Raw genomic sequence first — 25589 nt, 5'->3', positions numbered from 1 at the left:
GCGCGCCAGCGCAGGAGCAACCGGATGGAGAACCAGAAACACGGATTCATCCCGTTGTACCGTAGCATTCTCAAAAAGCCGTGGGCCAAAGATGTTTATCTCAGAACGCTGTGGGATAACCTGCTTTTTGCTGCCCAGAGACAGCCATACACAGCCCGATTTAAGGGGCGCGAGTGGCATCTGAGTGCCGGACAATTGGTGACGACCGCAGCGGATTTAGGGCTGGGATTATGTGATCGCAATGGTCAGCCGGTCAGCAGGGATGCAGTCGTGCGAATGCTTAAAGTTTTCGAGCGCGAAGGCATGATATCCATGGAAGGCGAGAAGCAAAAAGGCACTGTGATAACCATCACAAATTATGCTGAGTATGCGCAAAAAATAGACGATTTACCCACACATGAAGCCGCACATACAGCCGCACATGACAAAGCCAGTAACGGCGCGGGTTCGGAGGATATAGCCGCACATGAAGCCGCACAAACACCCGCACAACATGAACAACAATATATAAACAACAATATTAAAAGATCTTCGTTTGAGAATTCTCACGAATCCCCAAACTCACCCTCTGAAAATGATTTTCCTGCTAAGCCAGATGCAGCGATCAGCTCACCCAAAGGCAACAAGTGGGGATCACCTGACGACCTGCATTGCGCCGAATGGATTGCTGGCCTTGTCGCGTCAATCCGTCCGGCAGTTCGCAAGCCAAACCTCACAACCTGGGCCAATGACATTCGCCTGATGCGAGAAATCGACGGTCGCACACATCGCGAGATCTGCGAACTGTTCAAATGGGCCAGCCGTGACGCGTTCTGGTGCTCAAACATTCTTTCGCCGGCCAAACTGCGCGCTAAGTGGGACACGCTCTGTCTCCAGCGTGATGCCACGCCACGCAGGGCCGCAGCGCCAGCGCTGGACTACAACAACACCGACTGGATCCATGGGGTGATCGAATGAAAAGCATTGCTGAACAGATGGTTAACCTTGACCGTGAAAACATGAAACGTGTTGCTAACGGTCTGGCGGAAATCCAGGACGATGCACCGCAGCAGGCAGAGCAGGTTGCCGAAATTTTTAATACGCTTTTTGGTCAGTTGCGCGCGGCGTTTCCGGCTGCCATGGCGAATCTGCGCACCCAGGAGGAATTAAACGAATTCCGGCGCCAGTGGCTTTTGTCATTCCGAGAGAACGGGATCACCACAATGGCACAGGTCAACGCTGGCATGCGGGCAGCCCGTAAACAGGAAAAACCTTTCCTGCCTTCCCCGGGGCAGTTCGTCGCCTGGTGCCGTGAGGGCAAGGGCGCATTAGGGATCACCGCCGCTGAGGTGCTTAAAGAATTCTGGCACTGGCGCAGGACGGTTTTCCGGTACCCGACCAGCGAACAATATCCATGGTCACAGGCGGTTATGTATCACATCTGCCTGGAACTACGCCGCCGCAGCAATGAGCGTCAGCTTACTGAACCTGAACTGCTGGGCGAAGCTAAAAAGCTCATTCAGTACTGGGATGACCGCGTTACTGAGGGCAAGCCAGTGCCACCCGTTCGCAAGGCTTTATCGGCACCAGCACATGACAGCGGCCCAACGCCCGCCGAAATTCTCAAGGCTGAATACCTGCGCCGAAAAGGGATGGTGTGATATGCCACAAATGCATCTGATTAAAACATCTGCCACAACCATGATGGTGGCGAACGCCGAGGCCGCCGAGGTGCTGGCGCGCATCAAAACCGGTGCCTGGCTGAGTTGTGATGTTCGTCAGGCGCGCAATTACAATTTCCACAAACGTTTTTTTGCGCTGCTCAATCTGGGCTTTGAATACTGGACGCCCACGGCTGGCGCTGTGCTGGAGTCCGAGAAGTCGTTACTTCGTCAGTACGTCGATTACCTCAGTACGCTGACCGGCCAGCAAAACGTGTTAAGTGAAACCCTGGACGAATTTCTGTCGCGCACAGGTGCTGATCGCGCTGAGGGTGTGGCGCTGGTTAAGTCATTCGAAGCATTCCGCAAATGGGCGGTAATGACGGCCGGATTTTACGATGAATATATTTTGCCCGATGGCACTCAGCGCCGCGAAGCCAAATCAATTTCATTCGCCAGCATGAAGGAGCACGAATTTCAGGAGGTTTACAAAGCGGTTTTAAATGTCCTCTGGTATCAGATCCTGTTTCGCAAATTCGACAGCCAGCAGGCAGCAGAGAACGCCGCCGCACAGCTACAGGAGTTTGCCGCATGATTTACGGTTCAGTGTGCAGCGGTATCGAAGCCGCAAGCGTTGCATGGGAGCCATTAGGTTTTGTGCCAGCATGGTTCAGCGAAATTGAAAAATTTCCCTCTGCCGTTCTTGCAAGCCACTGGCCGCAGGTACCAAATCTGGGCGATATGACGCGCCTCGCCTGCCAAATTCGTTCTGGCCTGATCACGGCACCCGATTTGCTGGTGGGCGGCACGCCATGCCAGGCATTTTCGGTCGCCGGACTTCGCGCCGGACTTGATGACCCTCGCGGACAATTAACCCTGGCCTATGTGGATTTATTAAATGCTATTGACGAAAAAAGAACCGCTGACGGTAAGCCAGCCGCAATCTGTGTATGGGAAAACGTACCAGGCGTGCTCAACACCAGAGATAACGCTTTCGGATGTTTTCTTGCGGGGCTTGCCGGTGAAAGCCGTGAACTGGAATCACCAGGGCGAAAATGGTCAAACGCTGGTTATGTGCTGGGACCAAAAAGAGCTATTGCCTGGCGAGTGCTCGACGCTCAATTTTTCGGCGTGGCCCAACGACGCAACCGTGTGTTCGTTGTCGCAAGTGCTCGAACAGACTTCGATCCCGCAAAAATATTATTTGAGTCCGACAGCATGCGCCGGAATTCTGCGCCGTGCAGAGAACCGAAAGCGAAAGTTGCCCCAGATGCTGGAAGCCGCGTTAAAAACGGTAGCCACTGGGATGACAGAGCCAACGCACACCCAACCCTGAATCAGTCGAATAACGCGGGCGGCATTGGCCTGAGCAATCAGGAGTTATTTTCTCAGCGGGGTTCGGGGCTTGTTGGTGGCCATCAAATCGCGGTGGGAGAAGTTTCGCCCACTCTCAGGGCGGGCAATTATCGCGACAACAGCGATCCGGTTTCTCATGCTGACATGCTCGTTATGGCTTATGGCGGTGGTAACACCAGCGGAAATATTGAGGTGGCTGCCTGTCTGACTGCCAAAGGTCAGAGGAATGATTTCGATGTAGAAACTTTTGCGGTACATGGTACCCAGGATCCTGATTACAACCGCGAACTGGCCCACCCCCTGGGAAGAAATCAGGGGCAGGAAAATGCGGTCATGGCATTCAGCTACAAAGACCATGGCGCAGACGTAACCTTTAACCTTTCGCCAACACTTCGCGCAGGCAACCATGACAAGAGTCATGCCAACAGTGGCCAGCCGCCAGCGGTGGCGTATGCGTTTGCTGAAAACAGTCGTGGTGAGCTCAGATTAGAAAATGGCGACGGAATGATAGCCGGTGCACTTTCAACAGGCGGCGGTAAGCCAGAGCAGGGCGCGGCAGCAGTTTTAACCGAGCCTTACACTATGGCCGTTCGTGGCCGCTCAGAGGGTTCAACAGTAGAAGTGCGAAATGACGGCACAGCCAATGCGCTGCTGACTCCGAACGGCGGCAGGGCGGGTATCGGCGTAGGTGCAATAGGGTGGGGTATGCAGGTTCGCAGGCTGACACCAGTAGAGTGCGAGCGTTTGCAGGGGTTTCCCGATAACCATACCCAAATTTCGTGGAGAGGGAAGGAACCCGCTGATTGTCCTGACGGGCCTCGTTATCGCGCACTCGGTAACAGCATGGCTGTACCGGTCATGCGCTGGATTGGTCAGAGAATTAAAAATCAAATTCAGGGTGGTGCCGCATGAAAAAAGAATACTGCATTTTCTGTGGTGCTGAGGCGACGCTTTATTGCGATGGTCATTTAGGTTATCCGCCGCATGAAGCAGAGCCCGATAAAATATCCGCTTTCAAGCCCTACACATGTGATGCACCAATGTGTGATAACTGCGCGACAAGGGCAGGGCATTTTCACATCTGCTTGAGGGGTAAAAAAAGCGGATGCATCCACGACACTACGGATTATTGCCCTGTCTGTGCTGCTTTACCCCGCACAAACCGCCGTTTGATTTATTCCAGTGACCAGGCTGCAGCGATACGGGCCGCTCACTGGCTCAGCGCACCAACTGAATTCCAGAAGCTAAACAGAATTATTCAGGGGGGCGGTCAGCAATGCCTCGACCTGTAAATATCCGCAGGGAAGCGCGTGGCCGCAATTGTCAGGTGAGAATTCCCGGCATCTGTAATCACAATCCTGAAACCACTGTGCTGGCGCATTACCGGCTCTCCGATTCATGCGGTACCGGGAATAAACCGTCAGACACACAAGGCGCTTTCGCATGTAACGCCTGTCACGATGCCATAGACGGCAGAATTAAAACTGAATTTACCCGTGATGAACTCCGGCTGTATCACGCAGAAGGAGTGTTTCGGACACAGCAAATACTACTGGATGAAGGAAAATTATGATCTATCCATCAACTACCGGAAAAGCAGACGGAAAAGATTTGCGCTTACGCACCATGGAAAGTGTCTGGCTACAGGGTAAGTTGAAAATGTGGGGGCGCTGGTCTGCAATTGATACATCGCCAAAAGCAGCAGATATGTTCAAAAGACTGCTTGGCAAATATGTACTGACACAAGATGATCTCAATAAGGCATTAGTAGCATTAAGAAAAAAAGGGTGCTCGTCTAAAGATCTTGAGTCTTGGGTAAACAGTATGCTGGCAGAAAGACGCTATTCCAGCCTTGTTTTTTGTACTGATGATGAAGCGTCAACTATGGATAAAGTTATCGCTACAACTCTGCACGACGATCCCGGCCTTCTCCGTTTGCTCGAAAAACGATATCAGGAAAAAATGAGCCTGCGTGAGATAGCTGAAGAATTTTACGATCAGCATCCTGAACTAAGCTTTGCCACCTGTCGCCGAAGGATCGACACATGGATGGGGATGGCTGAATTAATGCTTTACCAGCCAATGAGCGATGCTTTCGGTTTAAACAGCCAAAGATTTTACTTGCAAAGTGAGCCAGTCACTGGTTGAATTCACGTATGCTTCGCAAAGCTGTATCGACAAGCAACAGAATTCATAGCCCTGCCATCGTGCGGGGCTTTTTTATTTCCGGATTTTGTTATTTGAAAAATTAGAAAGTGTGTTTTTTTGCCAAAAACTCAGAGGTTTTTGATTGTAAAGTTAATTTGCCCCTTCAAGAGCTAAGCCATTGCGAGTGCCGGATATAAGCGCCGGGTGGGGCAATTCTTCCGGAGGCCCCGATGCGGCATATTGCTATATGTGCGTCGGGGCCTTCTCTTTTATCTTCTGACTGCACACTGCTCAGTGAGGCAGGAATCCCCCTGATTACAGTGAACTCCAGCTGGAGTGCCGCGCCGCAGTGCCGGTATATCTACGCCGGGGATCTGAGCTGGTGGGATAAAAATCATTCTTTAATTGCCAGTAATGCCGAAAAATGGACCTGCAACCTGCAGGCGTCAACCCGTTACGGTTTGAATCTTTTCGAAACCGATACATCTGGCACGTTTAATTCCGGCCAGCGCGCGATCCTCTTCGCGGCAAACCTTGGCGCCCAAAATATTATTTTGCTCGGTTATGACTGTTCGATCGTGAACGGCCTGCACTGGCATGGCGCGCACGCCGGGCTGGATAATCCAACAGCAGCATGTATTGAGCGATGGCGCGGTGAATTTTCGTTATTGAATAACCAGTTGCCACGTAACGTTAATGTCACCAACTGCAGCAGACAAACCAGCCTCACGTGTTTCACCAGGGCGTCGCTTGAAGACGTAATCAGGGATATTCATGAAACCGATATTTATTGACGGCATGCAGGGGCTGGGCGATTCGATTTATCAGCGTGCTTTCGTTAAGCAGTTCCCGCCCGGAACGTACATAAAAACCGCGTGGCCGGAAATTTATCAGGGTTTGCCAGTAAACCCTGTGCGTAGCGATACAACCCTCCGCACACAACGCAAGAACGAAGACAGTTCACGCGCGGTCTGGCAGACGTTGCCTGATAGTTACGACACTCGCCGCATATTCTATGGTCCGGCTGAGCTTGAGCGCGGTTCTATCATCAATGCTATGCGCGAGCGTTTCCATACTGAGCCCGGACACTTCGATTTGCCGTCGTTTCAGGCTGGCCAGCATTACAGCGATAAGCCGATAGCTGTAATCCGGCCCGCTACAGTGCGCAGTGAATGGCGCAGCGATTCCCGCAATCCGGATCCTGATTACCTTGTCCAGGCGTCGCGCATTTTGCGCCGTCACTTTTTCGTTATCAGTGTTGCGGATCTGGAAGAGGGGCAAGAGTGGCTGGTGGGTGAGAAGCCAGAAGCAGATTTGTATCTGCACAGCGGCGAACTGAATCTGTGCAGCTTGCTGTCACTGGTTGAAAGCGCTGCTGTAGTCGTCACGCCAGTTGGCTGGGCGCTGCCCGCTGCTATCTGTTACCAGACCCCCGTTTTTGTTGTGGCCGGAGGCCGTGGTGCGCACAACGCGCCTGATGTGGTAACTGACCACACAATGAATCTCCAAAATGTTGGCTGGGCAATTCCCGACAATTACTGCCGCTGCCATCAGTGGGACCACGAATGCGACAAACGCATTACCGGATTCAGCAACAAATTTGAGGCCTGGCTGAATGAGAGAGTTTTATCAGAAAGTTGATAGTGAGCTGGTTTTCTTCCCTGAACTGGGGATCGGTCGCTATCCGGTACCGCGCGAACGTCCCTATAACGTGGATTACTTCGAGCGTTATAAGAAAATGGCAGACACCGAAACCGGGCGCCTGCTTACTATGTCACGTATTGAGTTAATTGCGCGTCATTATCATGGCCCTGTCCTTGATGTAGGGATCGGCGCTGGTCAGTTTGTTGCCTCTCGCGCAATGACGTTCGGCTATGACGTGAATCCCGCTGGCGTGGAGTGGTTGAAAGAGAAAGGGCTCTACCGGGATTTATATAAAACGTCCTGTCCCGCGATCAGCATGTGGGATGTGCTTGAACACATTGATGATCCGGAGGCCGCAGTTGCCAGGGCCGGTGAATTCGTATTTGTTTCAATCCCGATTTTCCGTGACAGCGCGGATATCCTCCGCTCTCATCACTTCCGCAAAGACGAACATATCTGGTACTTCACCGACGAAGGCTTGCGCACATGGTTTAGTAAGCAGGGATTCGAATGCGTGGAGCACAATCAGACGGAGTGCGACCTTGGCCGCAAGGGCATAGGGACTTACGCGTTTAAACGCATCACCTGAATCCGCATTGCGGATCATCATCATCATTGGCTACCCAACGGCAGCAGGAAGCTTTTTCACTCGACATGAAAAGGCTAACCGGGCTCGTCCAGTTCAGAAAGTAGACAATTCCTAATTGGACAAGTCCCCGTTCAGGGGGTGGATATGAAAATTATGCCTGACAAAATTGCATCAGCAGTCAGCTATTGCGTGTCTGGCACGCTTGTTTGTGGGGGAAGCGTGGCTCAATGGATACAAAGCGTCGACTGGAACAAGGTGGCGATCATCAGCGGTGTGGTGATTGGTGCGGCTACATTCCTGCTTAATGCCTGGTACAAACGGCAGATTCTGAAAACCTACCGTGATGCGGTCGCACGCGGGATCATTTCTCCACCATCACAGGATGATTAATCATGGCGATGTCATCCAGGCTTAAAAAGAGTCTTAGCGCTGCAATGCTGGCTCTTATCGCTGGTGGTGCATCTGCTCCTGTTCTGATGGACCAGTTTCAGCAGGAAAAAGAGGGTGCACGTCTCATAGCGTACGCTGATAACGGCGGCATATGGACAATCTGCGGCGGCGTGACGCGCGTCAATGGCAAGCTGGTAGTAAAGGGCATGCACCTTACCGCTGAGCAGTGCCGCGACATTGACAGGGCAGAACAGGCCAAAGCGTTAGCCTGGGTTGATAAAAACGTGCATGTACCGCTGACAGCGCCACAGAAGGTTGGCATAGCGTCATTCTGTCCATGGAACATCGGCCCCGGCAAATGCCTGCCCTCGACATTCTTTCGCAAGTTAAACAGCGGTGACCGCAAAGGCGCATGCGCTGAAATCAAGCGCTGGATATTCGACGGCGGAAAAGATTGCCGCATTCGCTCTAACGGCTGCTACGGGCAGGTTATTCGCCGTGACCAGGAATCAGAACTTACCTGCTGGGGGCTGGATCAATGATATGGCTGATTAGTAACTGGCGATTTGTACTGGCGTTTCTGCTGGTGGTTCTGATAGCCGCCTTATTGCTGGCCCTGGGCCATTATCGTGATAACGCTGTACGATATAAAAATCAGAGGGATACACAAAAATCACTTGCCGATAACCGGCAGACAGTGATTGATGAAATGACGCGACGCCAGCTTTCGGTTGCTTCCATTGATGCCAAATACACGAAGGATCTAGCCGATGCGCAAAAAACCATTAGCGATCTGCGTAGGGATGTCGATTCTGGGGCTAAGCGCCTGCGCGTCTCAGCCAAATGTAATCGGCCAGTGTCCGGTAAATCCTCCGCCACCCGCCTGGATGATGATGGCAGCCCCCGACTTACAGACGCCGCTCAACGGGATTATTTCACCCTCAGAGAGCGAATCGAAACCGTCACAAAGCAACTGACCGGCCTACAGGACTATGTGCGTCAGGTCTGCTTAACTCCCATACCCTCAAAAGGTAAATAAATCCATGTATACCACTACCGCACTCATTACGTGGGCGCTGATTGCGCTCGTCACTGGTTTCGCTGCTGGCTGGCTGGTGGGTCTGTTCCGCTGGAAGAACAGCCCGCAGAAGGCAGAGGCCGAATCATCAGCCATTCGAGACGGCTGGCGCGATGTAGAGCAGCGGTTTCAGGCTCAGATTGACGAACTGAAAAGCAAACTGGATGAGCAGGCCATCGCTCAGCCGCAGGAGGCGCAGAGTGAAGCGCCAAAAAAGATTTAACCGATGCCCTGTTGCAGATGAACAGGGAACTACCTATGAGAGAGGAAGTAAAGATGCCCGATGAAGTAATTGAAGATAGCACCCTGACTACCGCTGTACCGGCTCCAGTCATTGCATCGACCGAAAACACCGATGCAATTCTGGCAAAGGTGAAAGAGCTGCTTAAGGTGGCTGGCCATGACGTCGAAGCGCTATTCGACGATGTGGTAGCGCTGGCTAAAAAGCTGGCATAAGCATCACAAGGCGCATTTGCGAGTGCGCCTGATGATGTTTAAAGAACAGGTGTATAACCATGGCAAAACCGGACTGGGGGAGCCTCCAACAGCGGTTCCTGTCCGAGCATGCCAAAACCGGTATTTCCCCCAAAGACTGGTGCGAAGCGCAGGGACTGAATTATTCATCTGCGCGTCGCTACATAAAAAAGGTTGGTGCGCAAACTGCGCAAAATTCTGCGCAAAAAAAACTGCGCACTGCGCAATCCAAAAAGGGTGACAAAGCCAGTGATGACAAGGCGCATCCTGATGATTGCGCAGAGAGTGAAAGTGCGAGTGCGCAAAATACGAAACCGATTCGTGGCACGCGCAATTCACCGCCTGTTAATCCTTTTTCGCCCGGTAATCAGAAGGCGCTTAAACATGGTGGCTATTCGCGCCGCCTGCTTCTCAAAGATGACGTTATCGAAGATGCCCACGCGCTGACGCTGGAAGATGAGCTTTTTCGGTTACGTGCCAATAACCTGATAGCGGCTGAAAATATTGGCCGATGGCAGACGCAACTCGAAGATGTGACAGACGAGAAAAAGCGGAAGTTGCTAAACGAAAATATCAGCGCTGCAGACAAAGCCATGATGCGCAATACCGTGCGCATTGAGTCCATAACAGGCACGCTTGCCTCAGTTGGTAAAATTTACGCCGACACCGATTACCGCGTGGCCGCTACCGATAAAGTCAGCCTTGAGGCAGACAGGTTGCGCCGTGATGCCGGTATTGATGACGGCAACGGAGAGCGTGATCTCAATGACTTCTACTCAGATATCCAGACCAACGCTCAATCCGGTTCTTAGAGATTTCTGGACCACACAGGCCCGTAATAAAGTGCTGTTTGGCGGCCGTTCGTCTTCTAAGTCTTGGGATGCTGCCGGCTTTGCGATATTCCTGGCAAACAGTTACAACCTCCGTTTCTGCTGCGCCCGCCAGATTCAGAACAAAATCGAGGAATCAGTATATACGCTTCTGAAAATTCAGATAGACCGTTTTGGGCTTCGCCATCGGTTCCGCATCCTGAATAACAAAATCATCAACCGTGTCACCGGTTCTGAATTTGTTTTTTACGGGCTATGGCGAAATATCGAAGAGATCAAATCTCTGGAAGGTATCAGCGTTCTTTGGCTGGAAGAGGCCCATGCGCTGACGGAATACCAGTGGAAGATACTGGAGCCAACCATCCGTAAAAGCGGCTCTGAATGCTGGTTTATCTTTAACCCTGGTCTGGTGACAGATTTCGTCTGGCGCAATTTTGTTGTGGATCCGCCAGAAGATACCCTGATTCGCAAAATCAATTTTGACGAAAACCCCTTTCTTTCCGACACCATGCTTAAGGTCATTGATGCCGCTAAGCGTCGTGATCCGGAAGGGTTTGAGCATGTTTATCTGGGTGTGCCAGAGTCGGATGATGATGCGGCGATTATCAAGTTGTCATGGATTGAGGCGGCCATTGACGCACACAAGGTGCTGGGTTTCGATCCAGATGGCCGTAAGCGTATTGGTTTTGACGTCGCCGATAGTGGGGCAGATAAGTGCGCGAACGTCTATCGGCACGGCTCAGTGATTTACTGGGCTGATGAGTGGAAGGCCAAAGAGGATGAGCTGTTAAAAAGCTGTCTGCGTACCTATCAGACCGCGCTGGAACGTGATGCCGATATTGTTTATGACTCCATCGGCGTAGGCGCATCAGCCGGAGCGAAATTCTCAGAAATCAATATCGAAAGAAAGCGTGGAAATCCTGATGCCAGGGGAATTAATTATCAGCGATTTAACGCTGGCGCAGGTGTGCATGAACCCGATGATGAGTACAACGAGATCCCCAATAAGGATTTTTTCGCCAATCTCAAAGCACAGACGTGGTGGCTGGTAGCTGATCGCTTTCGTAACACCTACAACGCCGTGAAGGCTGCGAAAGAGGGCGTGCCGGGCGAGACATTCAGCGTTGATGACCTGATCAGCATTGATTCATCCTGCCCGCTGCTGGAAAAGCTGAAACTTGAGCTCACCACACCGCACCGTGATTTTGATAAAAACGGTCGCGTTATGGTGGAGTCCAAAAAAGACCTGGCTAAGCGTGATGTTCCGTCACCCAACATTGCTGACGCGTTCATTATGGCATTTGCCCCGACAGATTCCGCACTGGATATCTGGGGCGCGCTGGGTCAGCAATAAGTGCCGAAAACAGGCCGCTCAGCGTAAAAATTTGCTATGCAAAATCCACCGTGTTTTATGCACCTTTTATTCACTCGTTTTTCTCTGTTCTTCCCGAGAAAACATCCGGAAATGAACCTTTGACGGTGATAAGTCATCACAGGGCATTTTCGCAGGGCGGATAACAACCATTATGTTAAATACCGCCTGATTCCCCCAAATTAAGTGTGAGGCCCTATGTCCCGTAACAAACGCCGTACCGGCGCTAAACAGCCCGTTGCGACTGCGGACGGGTATAACAATTTTCAGGCCAAACTGGGTAACTCAACACAGAACATTCAAAGTGGCAGCACCTATATCCCGGGCTACCTGACCCGAAACAGGGTAGAGCTGGAATTTGCCTACCGGTCATCATTTCTTGTCGGTGCGGCGGTGGATGCGGTTGCCGATGATATGACCCGTAAGGGCGTGACCATATCGTCACGGCTTGAGCCAGGGTTCAAAGGGAAGGTAGATGATTTCTGGGATTCGGCTGCCATCTGGGACGGGCTCAACGACACAATCAAGTGGTCGCGTCTTTATGGTGGCGCACTGCTGGTAGTGCTGATTGATGGTCAGGACATGTCCACCCCGCTTAAGCTGGACCGCATCAAAGAGGGGCAATTCAAAGGCGTGTTATCGCTTGATCGCTGGATGGTCACGCCTTCTTACGTCAATCTCGTTACTGACTACGGCCCTGAATTCGGTAAGCCAAAATTTTATAAGGTTGTCGTCAATCAGAAGGGCATCCCCCCCTGGAAAATCCATCACAGCCGCGTCATCCGGCTTGAGGGTGATTCACTGCCATTCCAGCAGTCAGTTTCCGAAAACGGCTGGGGCATGTCCGTTGTAGAGCGTATTTTCGAGCGCATACAGGCGTTCGACACGGCAACGGTCGGTACCACTCAGCTTATCCATAAAGCGCACCTCAGAACGTACAGCATTGACAACCTGCGTAAGGTGCTTGCGTTGCCTGACGACAGCCCGCAACTGGCTGCGTTGATGAAACACATGGATATGATCCGCGAGTTTCAGACCATTGAGGGGATGACTCTCATGGACAAAAATGACGAATTCGCCACACACAGTTACTCGTTTGCTGGCGTGGCTGATGTCATTTTGAGGTTTGCGGAACAGGTTTCAGGCGCAACGGGCATACCGCTGGTGAGGCTGTTCGGCCAGTCTCCTGCCGGATTCAGTACCGGTGATGGTGACCTTGAAAACTACTACAGCCGTATCAACTCGCAGCAGGAGCGACGCCTGCGCCGTCATATTCGCTGGCTGATGGATATTACCTGGCGATCACTTTTCGGCGAGCCTTTGCCAGACGACTTCACATTTGAATTCAATAAACTGTGGGAAATGTCAGACACAGACCGCGCGACAATGGCCAGCAACGTTGCGACGGCTCTGGCTACCGCAGTGCGTGACATTGGCATGCCTTCGCACGCCGCGTTAAGCGATCTTCGCAATCTCTCCGAAGTGATTGGCATTGGTGGTTCTCTGACTGACCAGGATATTGATGATGCGAAAAAAGAGCTGGAGGAGTCTGAATCTGAAAATGGCCCTCCGCCGTCATTCAGAGAAGATTTACAGTCAAAGCCTGTCGGCGATGGCTTCCCGAATAAACGAAATAGTAACTGGTTCGTACGATGGTTCAGCGGATAGTGCAGACACAGTAGTAAAAGGGCTGCTCGACTATTCACAGATTATTGATGAATGGGCCGAAATGGTCGGGCGCCGCATGTTCAGCCAGGTGGAAGAGGAAGAATGGAAGCAGTGGCGCAGCGTTTCTGAGGAAATCTCTCAGGGTTTGCGTGATGTCGTCGGCAACACGCCAGTGGGCCATGTGGCACAGGATATTGTTTACCGCCAGATCCAGTTGATGAAATCCCTTCCCATAGAAGCTGCAGACAGAGTGCGGGAGATTCAGGCGCGCGCCATGGAAGCGGTAATCAACGGTGAGCGTCCGGATCAGCTGTATGAAATGATCATGCAGTCCGGCGACGTCGCCGCAAGCCGCGCGAAACTCATTGCACGTACTGAAATTGGCAGGGCAACGGGGGCGCTTACAGAGGCCCGCGCCCGGGCGGTGGGCTCGGAAGGCTATTGGTGGCGCATCAGGGGGGCTGGCACGCGGCCCTCTCATCGCAGGATGAAAGATGTGTTTGTGCGCTGGGACAACCCGCCGACTCTGGACGGAATGACCGGCCATGCTGGCTGCCTGCCGAACTGCAAGTGCTGGAAAGAAGTGCAGATACCGGAGCCGCGGCGATGACAGTGTTTATCTGGATTTTCCATGCCCTCATTATCATCGTCAGTCTGGGATTGCCTCTTGCCATGCTGGTGGCATCTGCTGGCGCCGAATCTGCATTTATGAGCTGTAAGGAAATGCGCTCACGCTACGGCACTCCAAAGAAGAAAAATCACAAGGTCGCTGATTAGCGGCCTTTTTTATTGGCCGCCATTCAGCAGGTCACCCATGAAATATTTTTTTACTACCCGCCTGGGCGAAACACGCTTTCTCCAGGCCGATGGTTCTTTGTTATGCAAAGACGTCCCCATAGCCCGGACAGGAACCCAAATTTATTTGCCAGAGGAAATCGACCTTGAAGCGGGGCCGGATGGCACTGTAACGGTCTGGCGCAATGAAGATGAGGTTTTTTCCCCGGAAACAATGGCGAGTTTTGAGGGTGTGGCTGTCACGCTGGGCCATCCGGAAGACGACAACGGCAATATCGTTTTCGTTAATCCCTCCAATTATTCCGAACTGGCTCACGGCCATATTCAAAACGTCCGGCGCGGTGCAAGCGACAAAGCAGATCTTCTGATTGCCGATGTGCTGGTGAAGCGACAGGAAGCCATTGACGCGATAAACGCCGGGCTTACCGATGTCAGTTGCGGCTATGACGCTCAGTACAAGCAACTGGCACCGGGCAAAGGCAAGCAGTACCAAATCACAGGTAATCACCTGGCTGTCGGTATAGACAGAGGTCGGGCGGGTAACCGTTGTGCAATCGGGGATTCCATCCCATTACTCAGAAAGGAGAAGCCTGTAATGTCATGGCTTAAAAAAGTGGCTCAGGCCATTAAAACGAAAGATGAAGATGCGCTGAGCAAACTCATCGATGAAGCGCCGGATATGCCATCTGATGGCCTGGCTTCGGTCCCCGGTTCAACCATTAACATCAACATTCCTTCGCAGGCAACATCACTACCGACTGAAAACCGCACCACGGTAGACGACAAGCCAGAAGAGGAAAATCGCCAAACGACAGATGATGACATGCCTCCCTGGGCTAAAGCCATCATCAGCCGCCTTGATGCCCTGGAAGGCAAAACCACTGATTCCGATCCCGATGGTAAAAAAGATACCACCGATGAGGACGAAGAAGAGGACCGCAAGGTTACTGGTGATGCTGCCTTTAAGCGCAACATCATTGCAGATGCGGAAATCATCTGCCCCGGCTTCCAGCCGGTAAGTGATAAGGGGCTTAAGCGTCAGGTTCTGACCCATGCCATGCGCACAGGTGACAGCGCCTATCTGAAATCCTTTGGCATTCAGGATTTCACCAAAGCGCCTAAAGCCACTGTGGATGCGGTTTTCAGTGCTGCTGTAGAACTGAACAAGGCCCGCAATCACCTCCAACCGCTGAGTAAAACCGTCCAGACGGGCGACAGTCAGCACCGCACCAAAAACATGACGCCTGCACAGCTGAACCAGCTTAATCAGGAATTCTGGAACAAACGCAAATAAGGTAATCCCATGGCTGGAAATGCTTATACAACGCGGATGCCCCTGGGCATTGCCGGGGGTGTGACGCGCGCCCGTGACCTGACCATTGAACCGGTCACCCTGAACTTACAGAAGTCGTTTTCTGCTTACGGACTGCCCGGTAAGTACGTTAATAACCTGTTTGTCCCGCTGGAATCGGGCGACACCGTTGATAAGGTGCAGGGCATTTTTGTTCGTCCTTTCCCGATCACATCAGCGGCTGACCTTGCCTATCTGGGCGTTAACGTCAATCAGGTGGCTGACAACCTCAAGCGTGGATATATCTGCGTTGTGGCGACGTCGGGCAGCGCTACAGCCGCCAAAAAAGGCGATCCGGTATATGTCCGCGTGGCGGGTGGCTCGACCGCCAGCCCTGTCGGGACGTTCGTGCTTTCGCCGGACTCAACGGCATCAAATACCCCGCGCCTGACAAATGCTCAGGTTATGGGGCCGGGTTCGGCTGATGGCCGTATCGAAATTTCCTACAACATCTGAGGAACAGTGAATGTTTACAGTTGACAGAGCGACCATCGACTCTACAGGCGCGTTTGTTGTCGGCGAACTGGAGCGCATGGATCAAAATCTGAACATGCCACTGGTTTCCGTCAAATGGACACGTGACATGCCGCTTCGCAGTGATATTTCCATCGCTGATGAAGTGTCTTCCTTCACCAATACCGATTTTTCAAGCGTAGGTGGTCCTAATCCATCAGGTAAAAACTGGCTGGGTAAGAAGGGAACCGCTATTCCGGATATCAATCTGGATATCACACCAACCCGTAACAACCTGACCCCGTGGGCGCAGGAAGTTAGCTGGACGGTACTGGAGCTTGCCTCCGCGCAGAAGCTGGGGCGTCCGATTGATACCCAGAAGTATGAAGGCATGAAGCTTAAGTGGAACATGGATACCGATGAGCAGGTTTACATCGGTGACAGCGAGCTGGGCGTTTCCGGCCTTCTGAATCTGCCGAATATCGTTCCGCTGGCTGCAGCAGGTTCATGGACCGCGACAACCGATCCGGACATCATCGTGCAGGATATCAATCTGGTTCTTACCGATGCCTGGGTGCGTTCCGGCTATGCGGTATGCCCGGCAAAAATCGGTCTGGCGCCAGAGCTTTTCGGCCTGCTGGCATCCAAAAAGGTTTCGCAGGCGGGCAATATCTCTGTGCTCGAATACGTCAAAATTAACACCATTGCGTTTCAGGAGAACGGCGAACCCCTTGAGATCGTTTCCATGAAATGGGCTTCAAAGCGTGGCATTGGTGGCGCGCATCGCATCGTGGCTTATACCCAGGATGAGAAATATGTGCGTTTCCCGATGGTGCCGCTCCTGAATACCCCGCTGGAGTACCGCAGCCTCCACCAGTTGACCGTTTATTACGGAAAGCTGGGCCAGGTGGAAGCACCATATTCCAATACCATCTCTTATCTCGACGTCCCTGTGTCGTGATCCGTGGCGGGGCAACCCGCCTTTTTTTCTGGAGTTTTCCCCATGAAATATATCGTTGCTTCTGCTGCGACGCTGAGCCTTGCAGGTGGTTCAACCTTCACCCTGGAAAAAGGTATTCACGACAGCAAATCGTTCAGTGATGACGTGAAAAAGCACTGGGCATTTTCTTCCTATGCCAGGCCAGTTGATGAAGCGGATTTAGACGCTGACAGCGATAGCGGTGACCTTGCCGCCCGCATTACTGCGCTTGAAGGTGAAGTCAGCACCCTGACAGCGCAGATCACCGAAAAAGATAAGACGATCGCCAGCCTTGAAGGTGAAGTCAGCACCCTGAATGCGCAACTGGCCGCCGCCGTAAATCCTGAAAATGTTCCCTCTGATAATGGCGACAATTCCGGCTCACCTGATGGAGCGAAAAATAATGGCAAAAAACAGCCGGCTTCCGAGTAGCGAACAGTTTCGTAATGACTTCCCGGAATTTGCCAACGAAGCGCGCTACCCTCCTGCATCCATAAATTTTTATCTCGGACAGGCTGACAGCCTGCTGAATCAGGATGTGATGGGGGATCAGTTCGTCTATCTCGTCGAGTTATTCACGGCGCATTACACCGAACTGCGTGGGCGGGCGCTGGCCGCTGCTGCTGCCGGGGGCGGCGTAAATACGGCAGGTGGCGGCGTAATGACATCGAAATCGGTCGATAAAGTCAGCGCAAGCTATGACGTTTCAGGAATCATTGATGCTGATGCCGGGTTCTGGAATAACACTGCCTACGGGCGTGAATTCTATTACTGGTGGTCCATGTTCGGCATGGGCGGCAGGCAGTTGCTATGAAAAGCGGGCTGACGGTGCGGGCTGATAAGGCAGCCGGGCTGCTTTCCTCGCTGAAAAAACTCACAGGTACTGATGTGCTGGTGGGGATTCCAGCAGCAAATGCAGCGCGGGACGATTCACCTCTGAACAACGCTGAGCTGGGCTATCTCCATTCAACGGGCGCGACAGTGGAAATTGATGGCCATACCGTCACGCTGCCACCCCGGCCTTTTCTGGATATGGGCATAGAAGACACGAAGCCCCGGACAACAGCCCATCTTAAAGCCGCAGCGATATTAACCCTGGAAGGTAATGAAGACTCAGCACTGCTGGAACTGGAAAGTGCCGGGCAGATAGCGCGCGACGGTGCGAAGGCCGTGATTGGTTCTGGCGATCGTCTTCATCCCTTATCAGAAAAAACGCTGCAGCGGCGACGTGAGGAAGGCATTGGCGGCGACAAGCCTCTCTATGCACATGGTTTCCTGCTGAATTCCATCACTTATGTTGTGAGGAAAAAATAATGCCTTTTCTCGATATGTCAGATGTGCTGCTTGATCCGGATTTCGTGGATTTCTCGCTGGTCTGCCATCGCCAGATTCAGACTGCTGACGCTGACAATTTCCCCGTAAACACGTCACAGGATTTGCCGTTTTCGGGCGTGGTGACTGTTGATCGTTCACTTGAGGCCAGACGTATGGCCGCAGGACAGAACATTAACGGTGCAATCCTCATTGTGACGCAGTTCCGTTTGACTCAGGGGCAGGCGGAAACAGCAGAATCGCCTCGTCTGGATGCCGATATCGTGACTTACAACGGGCGGGATTACCGTGTCACCTTTGTAGATCCCTACACCAGTTATGGCGCCGGATTTGTACAGGCGCACTGTGAACTGGTGGATTTTGACGGAGGCGCGCCCGTTGAGCAATGACAGCACCGCGCCGGGGTATCTGACGCCTGTTGGCCAGTTGCCGCAATACGATAAAGACCTGGAAAAGCAGGTCAGTCGCTGGATTGTTGGCGTGACTGGTATCGATGTGAAACTGGTACTTCCACGCTGGACAGATCCCCAGCCTCCAATCCCCAAAAACGGCACGACATGGTGCGCGTTCGGCATTACCACTATGCCGCGCCCCGGAACACCGGCCAACGTGCAGACTGGTGGCGAACAAAGCGAGCAGTGGACGTGGGAACTGGTAACGGTCATCTGCTGCTTTTACGGGCCAGCAGGCGCAGCACTTGCAGCAACATTCCGGGAGGGCATTTTTTTAGATCAAAACGCGGCCACGCTTAAAGCGAATGCCGGCCTGTCTCTGATTGAGGCAGGCAACCTCTATAACCTTCCCGAGCTTATCAATAATCAGTGGGTGCGCCGGTACGATCTTACCGTCACGTTGTCCCGCAAAAACATTCGTACCTTCAACGTGAAATCTCTCACTGATGGCAACGTAACTATCTCTACCGGAGACTAACTCATGACACAGCAGGGGTTACCTGTATCAAATGTGGTCAGCGTTGATGTGCTGCTGTCGCCTACGGCGGCAACAGGGCGCAACTTTGGATCGCTGCTTATTCTCGGCACATCACCGGTTATCCCTGTGTCCGAGCGAATCCGCCTTTATACGTCTTCCTCTGATATCGGTGCCGATTTTGGTACTGACAGCCCGGAGTATCAGGCGGCGCTGGTCTATTTCTCACAGTCGCCCGCGCCAACGCAGGTTTATATCGGTCGCTGGGCTAAAACCCTTAAATCCTCCGAGGCGGGACCAGCCGAAAGCATGCTGCAGGCCGTCAACGCTGCATTGCAGTTTAACAACTGGTATGGCCTGGCAATTGCTGACAGCGCGAATCTGCAGGATGCTGATTTGCTGACTGTGGCCGCTGCGGTGCAGGGCGCAAGCGTCAGCCGTATTCTGGCGGTTTCAACATCCGATCCGAAGGTGCTCGTTACGGGTGATACGTCGAATATCGGCTACAAACTGAAAGCGGGCAGTTTTGGCCGGACGTTCTGGCAGTACAGTTCCACCAGCAAATACGCGGCTGTTTCAGCGTTTGGCCGGGCGTTTACTGTCAATTTCAACGGCTTTAACACCACCATTACACTGAAATTTAAGCAGGAGCCGGGCATCACTTACGAGGTACTGACAAGCCCCCAGGCCGCCGCCATCGACGCCATTAACGGCAACGTTTATGTGTATTACGCCAACGACACTGCCATCCTGCAGCAGGGTGTTATGGCAAACGGCGATTTCTTTGACGAGCGCCACGGCCTGGACTGGTTACAGAATTATGTTCAGACCAATTATTTCAACCTGCTTTACACCTCCCTGACCAAAATCCCGCAGACCGATGCTGGCGGTACCCGTCTGCTCGCAAACGTTGAAGATTCGATGGACCAGGCGGTAACCAATGGCCTGATTGCGCCCGGCGTCTGGACTGGTGGCCCGCTCGGCGAACTGTCATCCGGCGATACGCTGACTAAAGGCTATTACGCCTACATTCAGCCGATGGCCCAACAGGCACAGGCCGACCGTGGAAAGCGTAAAGCACCGCCTGTACAGGTGGCCTGTAAGCTGGCGGGCGCCATTCATTATGGCGATGTTCAGATCAACGTAGTGCGCTGAGGAAAATAATCAATGAGTGCATACAGTTTTATGGATATTTCGGCCTCTCTGACGGGGCCGACAGGTGTAATTGACCTTGGTTACGGTTCTGCAAACTCTGACGAGGGGATCGTGGTCACTATGACCGAGGCCAAAAACACCATGACGGTGGGGGCTGACGGCGAGATCATGCACAGCCTGCACGCGGGTAAAAGCGGTACTGTAACGGTCAACCTGCAGAAAACGTCACCCGTAAACAAGAAGTTGTCTCTGATGTATAACGCACAGTCGCAGTCTTCTGCACTATGGGGCAATAACGTCATCGTACTGCGCAACAGTGCATCCGGCGACATCGTTACCGCCCGTGCCTGTGCGTTCCAGAAACAGCCTGACTGGAACAATCCCAAAGTGGCCGGCAACGTATCCTGGGTATTTGATGCGGGCAAAATCGACGAAATTTTAGGGGAGTTCTGATCATGCAGTTTGAAATTAAAGGCATCCGCTACAGCGCCCACAAGCTGAGTGTGTTCGACCAGCTGAAAGTGTCACGCAAGCTGCTGCCGTTGTTGGCCAGCTTGCTGGCAGAGTTCGGCAGCATTCAGGCTCTGTTGCCCAAATCTGAGCCGGTGCAGAGCGCAGACACAGAAAAGGCGAGTGATTTTACCCGCTATGCCCCGGTATTTGAAAAGCTGCTGCCAGTGGTGGCGGACAAACTCGCGATGCTGAGTGAAGAAGACACCAACGCGATCATCTTTCCGTGCCTGGCTGTGGTACAGCGTGCTCACGGTAAAGACCGCTGGGTACCGGTTGCGCAGGGCAACGATCTTGCATTCGACGATATTGACCTGTTCAGCATGCTGCAGATTGTCGGTCGCGTGGTGGGCGACAGCCTGGGAAATTTTTTGCCCGCACCCCCAGAGAAAGGGACGGAGGGCCAGCAGCCACAGGGCTGACGCTCGACACGTTGCCGGACGGTACCGAAATGATCTGGAAGGTGGCAAAGGCTTTCCGGATCGACTTCAAAGACCTTGAATCGGGCGCCGTCGATTTATGCCGTATTGCCGAGGGTGCTGATTATCTGGGACTTGAAGAAGACAATGAAGCCCGCATAGCCCGCTGGAGAGCCGCGAATGAACGCTGATGTTATCAAGGATTTTTTAATCTCCCTGGGCTTTCAGGTGGACGAGTCCGGCGCGAAAAAGTTTGATGCCACGATAGCGGCCACCACGCTGCAGGCGGTAAAGCTGGGTGCGGCGGTCGAGGCGGCGGCGCTGTCGGTGGTGGCGTTTACGGCGAAAATCGCCAGCGGCTTAGATAACCTCTACTGGATGTCGCAGCGCACCGGGGCAACGGTGGCGGGCATCCAGCAGATAGGTTTTGCCGTGTCACAGATGGGCGGTACCGTTGATGGGGCGCGGTCATCGCTGGAAAGCCTCGCCCATTTCATGCGCAACAATCCCGGCGCTGAGGGCTTTCTCAACCGCCTGGGCGTGCAGACGCGGGACGCCAGCGGCAACATGCGCGACATGGCCAGCATTTTTACGGGTGTCGGCGATAAGCTGCGCAATATGCCGTATTACCGCGCTAACCAGTACGCGCAGATGCTGGGCATTGATGAAAACACGCTGATGGCAATGCGCCGTGGTGTGGGCCAGTTCTCTGCACAGTATACCCAGATGGCAAAGGCCATTGGCTATAACGCCGATGCGGCCGCCGTGAGCTCTAACCGCTTTATGACCTCTTTGCGGTCGTTTGGTGAAATGGCGGGCATGGCGCGGGACAAAATCGGCTCAAATCTTGCGGGCGGTCTGGCGGGATCCATCGACAGCCTGCGCAAGCAGGTGATCGATAACTTTCCCAAAATCGAAGCGGCGCTGACGGGCGGGATAAAACTCATCCTCTGGCTGGCTGACACCATCGGAAAGGTGGTTTTTCGGCTCATCGAGGCGGCGGGCGACATCCGCGACTGGTGGAACACGCTGGACAAGAGCACGCGCCAGCTAATTGAGATTTTCGGCGGGCTGGTGGTTGCCTGGCGGATACTGAATTCTGCATTTCTGACGTCGCCGGTGGGGATCGTCACCGCGTTAGGCCTGGCTATCTTTGCCCTGTATGACGATTACAAAGTCTGGAAGGAAGGCGGAAAAAGCCTTATCGACTGGAAAAAGTGGCAGCCGGATGTTGACGCTGCCCTGAAAGCCATCAAAGAACTGAAATCGTCGCTCAGGGATGCGGGCGATCAGGTTGCGCGCCTGCTCAACATCGACCTTAAAAACTGGACGCTGAAAAGTGACATTGCCAGCCTGACAAAGCAGTTTGGCGAGTTCGGTAAAATGCTGTCGATGATTGGCGACCTGCTCAGCGCCATTAACGAGGGCCGCTGGTCTGATGCCGCACGCATTGGCAGTCAGATACTGCACCAGGGCAAAGAAAATCCCGATGCGATGCCTGTCGTTTCGTCGAGCGCAAACAATGCCGCCGACTGGTTCAAAGACAAAACCGGCTTTGACCCGCGCAGCATCGGCCAGACGGTAAAAAGCTGGTTCGGTGACGGCAAACGTCCGCAGCCGACAAAAGACGGTGCCGCGCTGCTGGGCTGGATGCAACCGGCGATGCAAAGGCTGGAACAGCTTTACCGGCTGCCGGAAGGTTTGCTGCGCAGTGTGGCAATAGCCGAATCCTCCGGTAATCCCAACGCCGTTTCCGGTGCCGGTGCGCAGGGGCTTTTTCAGCTGATGCCGGGTACCGGCCGCGATATGGGGCTGGCCCGTGGTGAAGCGTTCGACCCGATGAAGGCCGCACAGGCGGCAGCAAAGTACCTTTCACAGTTGCTGAAAGCCAACGGCGGTGACCTGACCAAAGCGCTTGCTTCCTATAACTGGGGGCTGGGCAACGTCCAGAAATATGGCATGGCGCTGATGCCGCAGGAAACGCGCAACTACGTTCCCCGCGTGCTCAGCAATATGCCGGGTGGTGGCCACACCGTTAATCAGCAGAACACCTATAACATTTATGGTGGCAACGCTCGCGAGATTGGCGATCAGGTAGGCCGATCAGTGAATGAGAAAGCGATAAATATTGGTAAAAATAAAGTGGGGGCTGGCTGATGGATATCCTTTCTACGCTGTTCCGGCTCCAGTCGCGCAAAATCGGCATTATCGTTCCCAGCGTCGTGGTGTCTGAAAAACACAGCGATCGCCTGGAGATAACCGAGCATCCTGTTGAGGTGGGCGCGTCCGTTTCTGACCACGCATACAAGCGACCGTCTGAGGTGGTGATGCAGGTGGGTTTCGCCGGTGGTGGTTCGTTGCTGGACTTTGCCAGTAACCTGACGTCCACATCGTTGCTCGGGATCAGCCCGCGTGAAGTGTACGAACAACTGCTTAAGCTGCAGTCTGACCGGATGCCGTTTGACGTCATAACCGGCAAGCGGCTGTACAGCAATATGCTGTTGCAGAATCTGGAAGTCACCACCGACCGTTTTACCGAAAACGTGCTGTCTGCCACGCTAACCCTTCGAGAAATCATCATCACCAGCACGCAGAGTATCCAGGTGGCGGATAAGTCGGACATGAAAGCGGGCGCATCCACGTCCGCCGTAACCAATACCGGCTCGAAAACTCCCCAGCCTGTCAACGTGTCGATCCTCAAATCATCGGGTGCGCTTGACGGGCTGAAAGGTACCTCAGCCGGTAATCTGATAGGGATCCAGTGATGGCACTCAGTGAAATTTTGCTTTCGCCGGACAATCAGCAGTTCAGCATGGCGGTAAAAGGGAGCAGTTATTCATTTCGCGTTTTGTGGCGCGATATCTGCTGGGTGCTGGATATCTCAGACGGCACAGGGGCAGCCATTATATCGGGAATACCGCTGGTCACCGGCACGGACCTGATGGAGCCGTTTAATCACCTCGGTCTGGGATTTTCACTGCTTGTGGTCTGTGACGCACCCGGTCAGGACTACCCGACAGAAACCGATCTCGGTACCCGCAGCCACCTTTACATTATTACGGAGTAGACATGTCACAGAACTGGATGCGTCATTTTGAACTGCAGGTGGTGGACAAGGACGGCAGGGGCATTGACCTGGGCGACTTCAAGGTGACGTTTAATATCGACTGGTTCAACCTTAGCAGCCAGACGCGCGTCGGAACATTTCGCATTTATAACCTTGCGCCGGATACCGTGCAGCGCATCATGGGTGAGGAATTCTCCCGCGTCCGGGCGATTGCTGGTTATGACGGTATAGCGCCGGAAGTCAGTGCGGATCAGATTGGCGTGGCGCGGTCTGTCGATGCCAACAAGGTGGGCCAGCAGGACGGACGTAACTACGGCGTGATCTTCGATGGCGAAATCCGCTATTCGCTGACGGGCAAAGAAAACCCGGTTGATTCTTTCGTACTCATTCAGGCAGTCGATGCGCACCAGGCGTATTCGACCAGCATCACCAGCATGACGCTGGCGGCGGGGTACACCACGGCGGATGTACAGAAAGCGCTGATGAAAGATTTTGCGGCCAAAGGCGCGGAGCAGGGCAACTTACCGGCAATGCCGCCCACTGTTTTCCCGCGTGGCCGCGTGCTGTTTGGCATGACGCGCGACCTGATGGACAACGTGGCGCAGCAGTGTACCGCAACCTGGATGTTCGTTGACGGCAAAATGGAAATGGTGGGCGATAATGAAGTGGTGCATGAGGCCATTGAGCTGAACAGCGATACCGGGCTTATCGGTATGCCGCAGCAGACTATCGGTAACGGCATCAACGTGCGCAGCCTCATCAATCCCAACATCCGGGTTAATGGCCTGATAAGGCTGAATCAGGGCGATGTGGTGATCAACCGCGCCGCATTGCCGGGCAGCGACATCAGCATGTCACCGGGAAGGATTACCGACCAGACCACCAACGGTAACACGACAACAAGTGGAACTATTTCAAATCCTGCCAGTATCGCAACAGACGGCGTTTATAAAGTTGTCGCTATTATGTACACTGGCGATACCCGAGGTCAGGCGTGGTACATGGATTTAATGTGTGAGGCGCGTGGGGCCGCTGATCTTGTTAGTCAATCTTCGAGGGAGAAAGGTTTGTGATGAAACTAATTGCCATTGTTTTGTCAGTTGCTTCATTTTCAAGCGTAGCAGCAATACAGTGTGGCGAGTTCCGCATGACTGGTAATGGCATGACCGTAATTAATGGTGAAACAGTTACATCACAGAAAATCACTTTTCTCGGTAAAAAAGGCGATTACGCCAATATGAAGATGGACATGGGCCTGATGCCTGCCAGCGACGGCAACAATTACGGCTTCCAGTTCATCAAGCGAGACGGCAAAGCATGGCTCAACGTCCAGCTACTGCAAGCCAGTATGGACGCACCGCGCGTGATCGGCTCGTTCCCGTGCGTGAAAGTGGCTGACTAGGACCTGAAAC

37 protein-coding genes are annotated in these 25589 nt (G+C 53.2%); all 37 read left to right on the top strand.

All coding sequences use genetic code 11. The features are described from left to right. Nucleotides 1-24 precede the first annotated feature (24 nt). The 37 genes from G5574_RS05365 to G5574_RS05175 all read left to right on the top strand — a co-directional run bounded on the left by G5574_RS05365 (nt 25) and on the right by G5574_RS05175 (nt 25579). Complete coding sequence (locus G5574_RS05365; protein WP_164483207.1) at nt 25-957, top strand: replication protein; 933 nt, start codon at nt 25-27, stop codon at nt 955-957. Beyond that, nucleotides 954-1640: a replication protein P gene (locus tag G5574_RS05360; protein ID WP_164482205.1), complete on the top strand. Its 687-nt coding sequence runs from the start codon at nt 954-956 to the stop codon at nt 1638-1640. Before G5574_RS05365 ends, G5574_RS05360 begins: the two co-directional genes overlap by 4 nt. Nucleotide 1641: 1 nt before the next feature. After that, nucleotides 1642-2235 (top strand): DUF1367 family protein, encoded by a 594-nt coding sequence (locus G5574_RS05355; protein ID WP_164482204.1) that lies wholly within the window; start codon nt 1642-1644, stop codon nt 2233-2235. After that, entirely contained in the window at nt 2232-3908 is a 1677-nt protein-coding gene (locus G5574_RS23625; protein ID WP_244964671.1) for a DNA cytosine methyltransferase, read from the top strand. The genes G5574_RS05355 and G5574_RS23625 overlap by 4 nt, the downstream gene beginning before the upstream one ends. Further along, the gene (locus tag G5574_RS05335) at nt 3905-4288 is read left to right on the top strand and encodes a hypothetical protein (RefSeq protein WP_164482203.1); all 384 of its coding nucleotides are present in this window, start codon (nt 3905-3907) and stop codon (nt 4286-4288) included. Before G5574_RS23625 ends, G5574_RS05335 begins: the two co-directional genes overlap by 4 nt. Then, a complete protein-coding gene (locus tag G5574_RS05330) occupies nt 4273-4569 on the top strand; it encodes a DUF1364 domain-containing protein (RefSeq protein ID WP_164482202.1) in 297 nt (98 codons plus the stop codon). The genes G5574_RS05335 and G5574_RS05330 overlap by 16 nt, the downstream gene beginning before the upstream one ends. Continuing rightward, nucleotides 4566-5144 carry a DUF1133 family protein gene (locus G5574_RS05325; protein ID WP_164482201.1) on the top strand — a complete coding sequence of 193 codons (579 nt, stop codon included), beginning with the start codon at nt 4566-4568 and terminating at the stop codon, nt 5142-5144. Before G5574_RS05330 ends, G5574_RS05325 begins: the two co-directional genes overlap by 4 nt. A gap of 230 nt (nt 5145-5374) precedes the next feature. Further along, complete coding sequence (locus G5574_RS05320; RefSeq protein WP_164482200.1) at nt 5375-5938, top strand: hypothetical protein; 564 nt, start codon at nt 5375-5377, stop codon at nt 5936-5938. Further along, entirely contained in the window at nt 5919-6785 is an 867-nt protein-coding gene (locus G5574_RS05315; RefSeq protein WP_244964670.1) for a hypothetical protein, read from the top strand. The genes G5574_RS05320 and G5574_RS05315 overlap by 20 nt, the downstream gene beginning before the upstream one ends. Further along, nucleotides 6760-7377: a methyltransferase domain-containing protein gene (locus G5574_RS05310; RefSeq protein ID WP_164482199.1), complete on the top strand. Its 618-nt coding sequence runs from the start codon at nt 6760-6762 to the stop codon at nt 7375-7377. The genes G5574_RS05315 and G5574_RS05310 overlap by 26 nt, the downstream gene beginning before the upstream one ends. A 144-nt stretch (nt 7378-7521) precedes the next feature. After that, nucleotides 7522-7767 carry a phage holin gene (locus G5574_RS05305; RefSeq protein WP_199562911.1) on the top strand — a complete coding sequence of 82 codons (246 nt, stop codon included), beginning with the start codon at nt 7522-7524 and terminating at the stop codon, nt 7765-7767. A 2-nt stretch (nt 7768-7769) separates the two neighbouring features. Further along, nucleotides 7770-8309, top strand: coding sequence for a lysozyme (locus tag G5574_RS05300; RefSeq protein ID WP_164482198.1), 540 nt, complete (start codon nt 7770-7772; stop codon nt 8307-8309). After that, entirely contained in the window at nt 8306-8806 is a 501-nt protein-coding gene (locus G5574_RS05295; protein ID WP_164482197.1) for a lysis protein, read from the top strand. Before G5574_RS05300 ends, G5574_RS05295 begins: the two co-directional genes overlap by 4 nt. A gap of 4 nt (nt 8807-8810) precedes the next feature. Next, nucleotides 8811-9068 carry a hypothetical protein gene (locus tag G5574_RS05290; RefSeq protein ID WP_164482196.1) on the top strand — a complete coding sequence of 86 codons (258 nt, stop codon included), beginning with the start codon at nt 8811-8813 and terminating at the stop codon, nt 9066-9068. 53 nt (nt 9069-9121) lie between these two features. Further along, nucleotides 9122-9301 (top strand): hypothetical protein, encoded by a 180-nt coding sequence (locus G5574_RS05285; RefSeq protein WP_164482195.1) that lies wholly within the window; start codon nt 9122-9124, stop codon nt 9299-9301. Nucleotides 9302-9636: 335 nt separating this feature from the next. Beyond that, nucleotides 9637-10131 carry a hypothetical protein gene (locus G5574_RS05280; protein WP_164483205.1) on the top strand — a complete coding sequence of 165 codons (495 nt, stop codon included), beginning with the start codon at nt 9637-9639 and terminating at the stop codon, nt 10129-10131. After that, nucleotides 10085-11503, top strand: a complete 1419-nt coding sequence (locus tag G5574_RS05275) for a PBSX family phage terminase large subunit (RefSeq protein WP_164482194.1) — start codon at nt 10085-10087, stop codon at nt 11501-11503. The genes G5574_RS05280 and G5574_RS05275 overlap by 47 nt, the downstream gene beginning before the upstream one ends. Nucleotides 11504-11719: 216 nt before the next feature. Continuing rightward, entirely contained in the window at nt 11720-13189 is a 1470-nt protein-coding gene (locus G5574_RS05270; RefSeq protein WP_164482193.1) for a DUF1073 domain-containing protein, read from the top strand. Nucleotides 13190-13250: 61 nt separating this feature from the next. Continuing rightward, the gene (locus G5574_RS05265; protein WP_164483204.1) at nt 13251-13799 is read left to right on the top strand and encodes a phage head morphogenesis protein; all 549 of its coding nucleotides are present in this window, start codon (nt 13251-13253) and stop codon (nt 13797-13799) included. Beyond that, complete coding sequence (locus tag G5574_RS05260; RefSeq protein WP_164482192.1) at nt 13796-13966, top strand: hypothetical protein; 171 nt, start codon at nt 13796-13798, stop codon at nt 13964-13966. Before G5574_RS05265 ends, G5574_RS05260 begins: the two co-directional genes overlap by 4 nt. Before the next feature lie 37 nt (nt 13967-14003). Continuing rightward, nucleotides 14004-15278 carry a DUF2213 domain-containing protein gene (locus G5574_RS05255; protein ID WP_164482191.1) on the top strand — a complete coding sequence of 425 codons (1275 nt, stop codon included), beginning with the start codon at nt 14004-14006 and terminating at the stop codon, nt 15276-15278. 9 nt (nt 15279-15287) lie between these two features. Then, entirely contained in the window at nt 15288-15791 is a 504-nt protein-coding gene (locus G5574_RS05250; protein WP_164482190.1) for a structural cement protein Gp24, read from the top strand. 10 nt (nt 15792-15801) lie between these two features. After that, nucleotides 15802-16749 carry a DUF2184 domain-containing protein gene (locus G5574_RS05245; protein ID WP_164482189.1) on the top strand — a complete coding sequence of 316 codons (948 nt, stop codon included), beginning with the start codon at nt 15802-15804 and terminating at the stop codon, nt 16747-16749. Between the two features lie 3 nt (nt 16750-16752). After that, the gene (locus tag G5574_RS05240) at nt 16753-17199 is read left to right on the top strand and encodes an STY1053 family phage-associated protein (RefSeq protein WP_164482188.1); all 447 of its coding nucleotides are present in this window, start codon (nt 16753-16755) and stop codon (nt 17197-17199) included. Continuing rightward, nucleotides 17171-17581, top strand: a complete 411-nt coding sequence (locus tag G5574_RS05235) for a DUF4054 domain-containing protein (RefSeq protein WP_164482187.1) — start codon at nt 17171-17173, stop codon at nt 17579-17581. Before G5574_RS05240 ends, G5574_RS05235 begins: the two co-directional genes overlap by 29 nt. Beyond that, a complete protein-coding gene (locus G5574_RS05230; protein ID WP_164482186.1) occupies nt 17578-18081 on the top strand; it encodes a hypothetical protein in 504 nt (167 codons plus the stop codon). Before G5574_RS05235 ends, G5574_RS05230 begins: the two co-directional genes overlap by 4 nt. Next, nucleotides 18081-18488, top strand: coding sequence for a head-tail adaptor (locus G5574_RS05225; protein WP_164482185.1), 408 nt, complete (start codon nt 18081-18083; stop codon nt 18486-18488). The genes G5574_RS05230 and G5574_RS05225 overlap by 1 nt, the downstream gene beginning before the upstream one ends. After that, entirely contained in the window at nt 18478-19029 is a 552-nt protein-coding gene (locus G5574_RS05220; protein ID WP_164483203.1) for a phage neck terminator protein, read from the top strand. Before G5574_RS05225 ends, G5574_RS05220 begins: the two co-directional genes overlap by 11 nt. 3 nt (nt 19030-19032) lie before the next feature. Next, on the top strand, nt 19033-20181 hold the full coding sequence (locus G5574_RS05215) for a DUF3383 family protein (RefSeq protein WP_164482184.1): 1149 nt from the start codon (nt 19033-19035) through the stop codon (nt 20179-20181). A gap of 12 nt (nt 20182-20193) precedes the next feature. After that, the gene (locus tag G5574_RS05210; protein ID WP_164482183.1) at nt 20194-20634 is read left to right on the top strand and encodes a DUF3277 family protein; all 441 of its coding nucleotides are present in this window, start codon (nt 20194-20196) and stop codon (nt 20632-20634) included. A 2-nt stretch (nt 20635-20636) separates the two neighbouring features. Continuing rightward, a complete protein-coding gene (locus G5574_RS05205) occupies nt 20637-21113 on the top strand; it encodes a phage tail assembly chaperone (RefSeq protein WP_164482182.1) in 477 nt (158 codons plus the stop codon). A gap of 29 nt (nt 21114-21142) precedes the next feature. After that, a complete protein-coding gene (locus tag G5574_RS05200) occupies nt 21143-21301 on the top strand; it encodes a DUF6889 family protein (protein ID WP_015700135.1) in 159 nt (52 codons plus the stop codon). Then, nucleotides 21291-23267 (top strand): transglycosylase SLT domain-containing protein, encoded by a 1977-nt coding sequence (locus tag G5574_RS05195; protein WP_164482181.1) that lies wholly within the window; start codon nt 21291-21293, stop codon nt 23265-23267. The genes G5574_RS05200 and G5574_RS05195 overlap by 11 nt, the downstream gene beginning before the upstream one ends. Further along, nucleotides 23267-23875, top strand: a complete 609-nt coding sequence (locus G5574_RS05190) for a phage baseplate protein (protein ID WP_164482180.1) — start codon at nt 23267-23269, stop codon at nt 23873-23875. The genes G5574_RS05195 and G5574_RS05190 overlap by 1 nt, the downstream gene beginning before the upstream one ends. Then, nucleotides 23875-24177 carry a phage baseplate plug family protein gene (locus G5574_RS05185; RefSeq protein ID WP_164482179.1) on the top strand — a complete coding sequence of 101 codons (303 nt, stop codon included), beginning with the start codon at nt 23875-23877 and terminating at the stop codon, nt 24175-24177. The genes G5574_RS05190 and G5574_RS05185 overlap by 1 nt, the downstream gene beginning before the upstream one ends. 2 nt (nt 24178-24179) lie before the next feature. Further along, nucleotides 24180-25250, top strand: coding sequence for a hypothetical protein (locus G5574_RS05180; protein WP_164482178.1), 1071 nt, complete (start codon nt 24180-24182; stop codon nt 25248-25250). Next, the gene (locus G5574_RS05175) at nt 25250-25579 is read left to right on the top strand and encodes a hypothetical protein (protein ID WP_164483202.1); all 330 of its coding nucleotides are present in this window, start codon (nt 25250-25252) and stop codon (nt 25577-25579) included. The genes G5574_RS05180 and G5574_RS05175 overlap by 1 nt, the downstream gene beginning before the upstream one ends. The last annotated feature ends 10 nt before the right edge of the window (nt 25580-25589 follow it).

The organism is Pantoea stewartii, assembly GCF_011044475.1.
Lineage (GTDB): Bacteria > Pseudomonadota > Gammaproteobacteria > Enterobacterales > Enterobacteriaceae > Pantoea > Pantoea stewartii.
The sequence above is the reverse complement of the archived record's forward strand: the minus strand, read 5'-3'. Positions and strand labels throughout refer to the sequence as shown.

Coding starts and splice junctions, on each gene's coding strand:
- G5574_RS05365 (WP_164483207.1), top strand. CDS start 25: ATGGAGAACCAGAAACACGGATTCATCCCGTTGTACCGTAGCATTCTC.
- G5574_RS05360 (WP_164482205.1), top strand. CDS start 954: ATGAAAAGCATTGCTGAACAGATGGTTAACCTTGACCGTGAAAACATG.
- G5574_RS05355 (WP_164482204.1), top strand. CDS start 1,642: ATGCCACAAATGCATCTGATTAAAACATCTGCCACAACCATGATGGTG.
- G5574_RS23625 (WP_244964671.1), top strand. CDS start 2,232: ATGATTTACGGTTCAGTGTGCAGCGGTATCGAAGCCGCAAGCGTTGCA.
- G5574_RS05335 (WP_164482203.1), top strand. CDS start 3,905: ATGAAAAAAGAATACTGCATTTTCTGTGGTGCTGAGGCGACGCTTTAT.
- G5574_RS05330 (WP_164482202.1), top strand. CDS start 4,273: ATGCCTCGACCTGTAAATATCCGCAGGGAAGCGCGTGGCCGCAATTGT.
- G5574_RS05325 (WP_164482201.1), top strand. CDS start 4,566: ATGATCTATCCATCAACTACCGGAAAAGCAGACGGAAAAGATTTGCGC.
- G5574_RS05320 (WP_164482200.1), top strand. CDS start 5,375: ATGCGGCATATTGCTATATGTGCGTCGGGGCCTTCTCTTTTATCTTCT.
- G5574_RS05315 (WP_244964670.1), top strand. CDS start 5,919: ATGAAACCGATATTTATTGACGGCATGCAGGGGCTGGGCGATTCGATT.
- G5574_RS05310 (WP_164482199.1), top strand. CDS start 6,760: ATGAGAGAGTTTTATCAGAAAGTTGATAGTGAGCTGGTTTTCTTCCCT.
- G5574_RS05305 (WP_199562911.1), top strand. CDS start 7,522: ATGAAAATTATGCCTGACAAAATTGCATCAGCAGTCAGCTATTGCGTG.
- G5574_RS05300 (WP_164482198.1), top strand. CDS start 7,770: ATGGCGATGTCATCCAGGCTTAAAAAGAGTCTTAGCGCTGCAATGCTG.
- G5574_RS05295 (WP_164482197.1), top strand. CDS start 8,306: ATGATATGGCTGATTAGTAACTGGCGATTTGTACTGGCGTTTCTGCTG.
- G5574_RS05290 (WP_164482196.1), top strand. CDS start 8,811: ATGTATACCACTACCGCACTCATTACGTGGGCGCTGATTGCGCTCGTC.
- G5574_RS05285 (WP_164482195.1), top strand. CDS start 9,122: ATGCCCGATGAAGTAATTGAAGATAGCACCCTGACTACCGCTGTACCG.
- G5574_RS05275 (WP_164482194.1), top strand. CDS start 10,085: ATGACTTCTACTCAGATATCCAGACCAACGCTCAATCCGGTTCTTAGA.
- G5574_RS05270 (WP_164482193.1), top strand. CDS start 11,720: ATGTCCCGTAACAAACGCCGTACCGGCGCTAAACAGCCCGTTGCGACT.
- G5574_RS05265 (WP_164483204.1), top strand. CDS start 13,251: ATGGTCGGGCGCCGCATGTTCAGCCAGGTGGAAGAGGAAGAATGGAAG.
- G5574_RS05260 (WP_164482192.1), top strand. CDS start 13,796: ATGACAGTGTTTATCTGGATTTTCCATGCCCTCATTATCATCGTCAGT.
- G5574_RS05255 (WP_164482191.1), top strand. CDS start 14,004: ATGAAATATTTTTTTACTACCCGCCTGGGCGAAACACGCTTTCTCCAG.
- G5574_RS05250 (WP_164482190.1), top strand. CDS start 15,288: ATGGCTGGAAATGCTTATACAACGCGGATGCCCCTGGGCATTGCCGGG.
- G5574_RS05245 (WP_164482189.1), top strand. CDS start 15,802: ATGTTTACAGTTGACAGAGCGACCATCGACTCTACAGGCGCGTTTGTT.
- G5574_RS05235 (WP_164482187.1), top strand. CDS start 17,171: ATGGCAAAAAACAGCCGGCTTCCGAGTAGCGAACAGTTTCGTAATGAC.
- G5574_RS05230 (WP_164482186.1), top strand. CDS start 17,578: ATGAAAAGCGGGCTGACGGTGCGGGCTGATAAGGCAGCCGGGCTGCTT.
- G5574_RS05225 (WP_164482185.1), top strand. CDS start 18,081: ATGCCTTTTCTCGATATGTCAGATGTGCTGCTTGATCCGGATTTCGTG.
- G5574_RS05215 (WP_164482184.1), top strand. CDS start 19,033: ATGACACAGCAGGGGTTACCTGTATCAAATGTGGTCAGCGTTGATGTG.
- G5574_RS05210 (WP_164482183.1), top strand. CDS start 20,194: ATGAGTGCATACAGTTTTATGGATATTTCGGCCTCTCTGACGGGGCCG.
- G5574_RS05205 (WP_164482182.1), top strand. CDS start 20,637: ATGCAGTTTGAAATTAAAGGCATCCGCTACAGCGCCCACAAGCTGAGT.
- G5574_RS05200 (WP_015700135.1), top strand. CDS start 21,143: ATGATCTGGAAGGTGGCAAAGGCTTTCCGGATCGACTTCAAAGACCTT.
- G5574_RS05195 (WP_164482181.1), top strand. CDS start 21,291: ATGAACGCTGATGTTATCAAGGATTTTTTAATCTCCCTGGGCTTTCAG.
- G5574_RS05190 (WP_164482180.1), top strand. CDS start 23,267: ATGGATATCCTTTCTACGCTGTTCCGGCTCCAGTCGCGCAAAATCGGC.
- G5574_RS05185 (WP_164482179.1), top strand. CDS start 23,875: ATGGCACTCAGTGAAATTTTGCTTTCGCCGGACAATCAGCAGTTCAGC.
- G5574_RS05180 (WP_164482178.1), top strand. CDS start 24,180: ATGTCACAGAACTGGATGCGTCATTTTGAACTGCAGGTGGTGGACAAG.
- G5574_RS05175 (WP_164483202.1), top strand. CDS start 25,250: ATGAAACTAATTGCCATTGTTTTGTCAGTTGCTTCATTTTCAAGCGTA.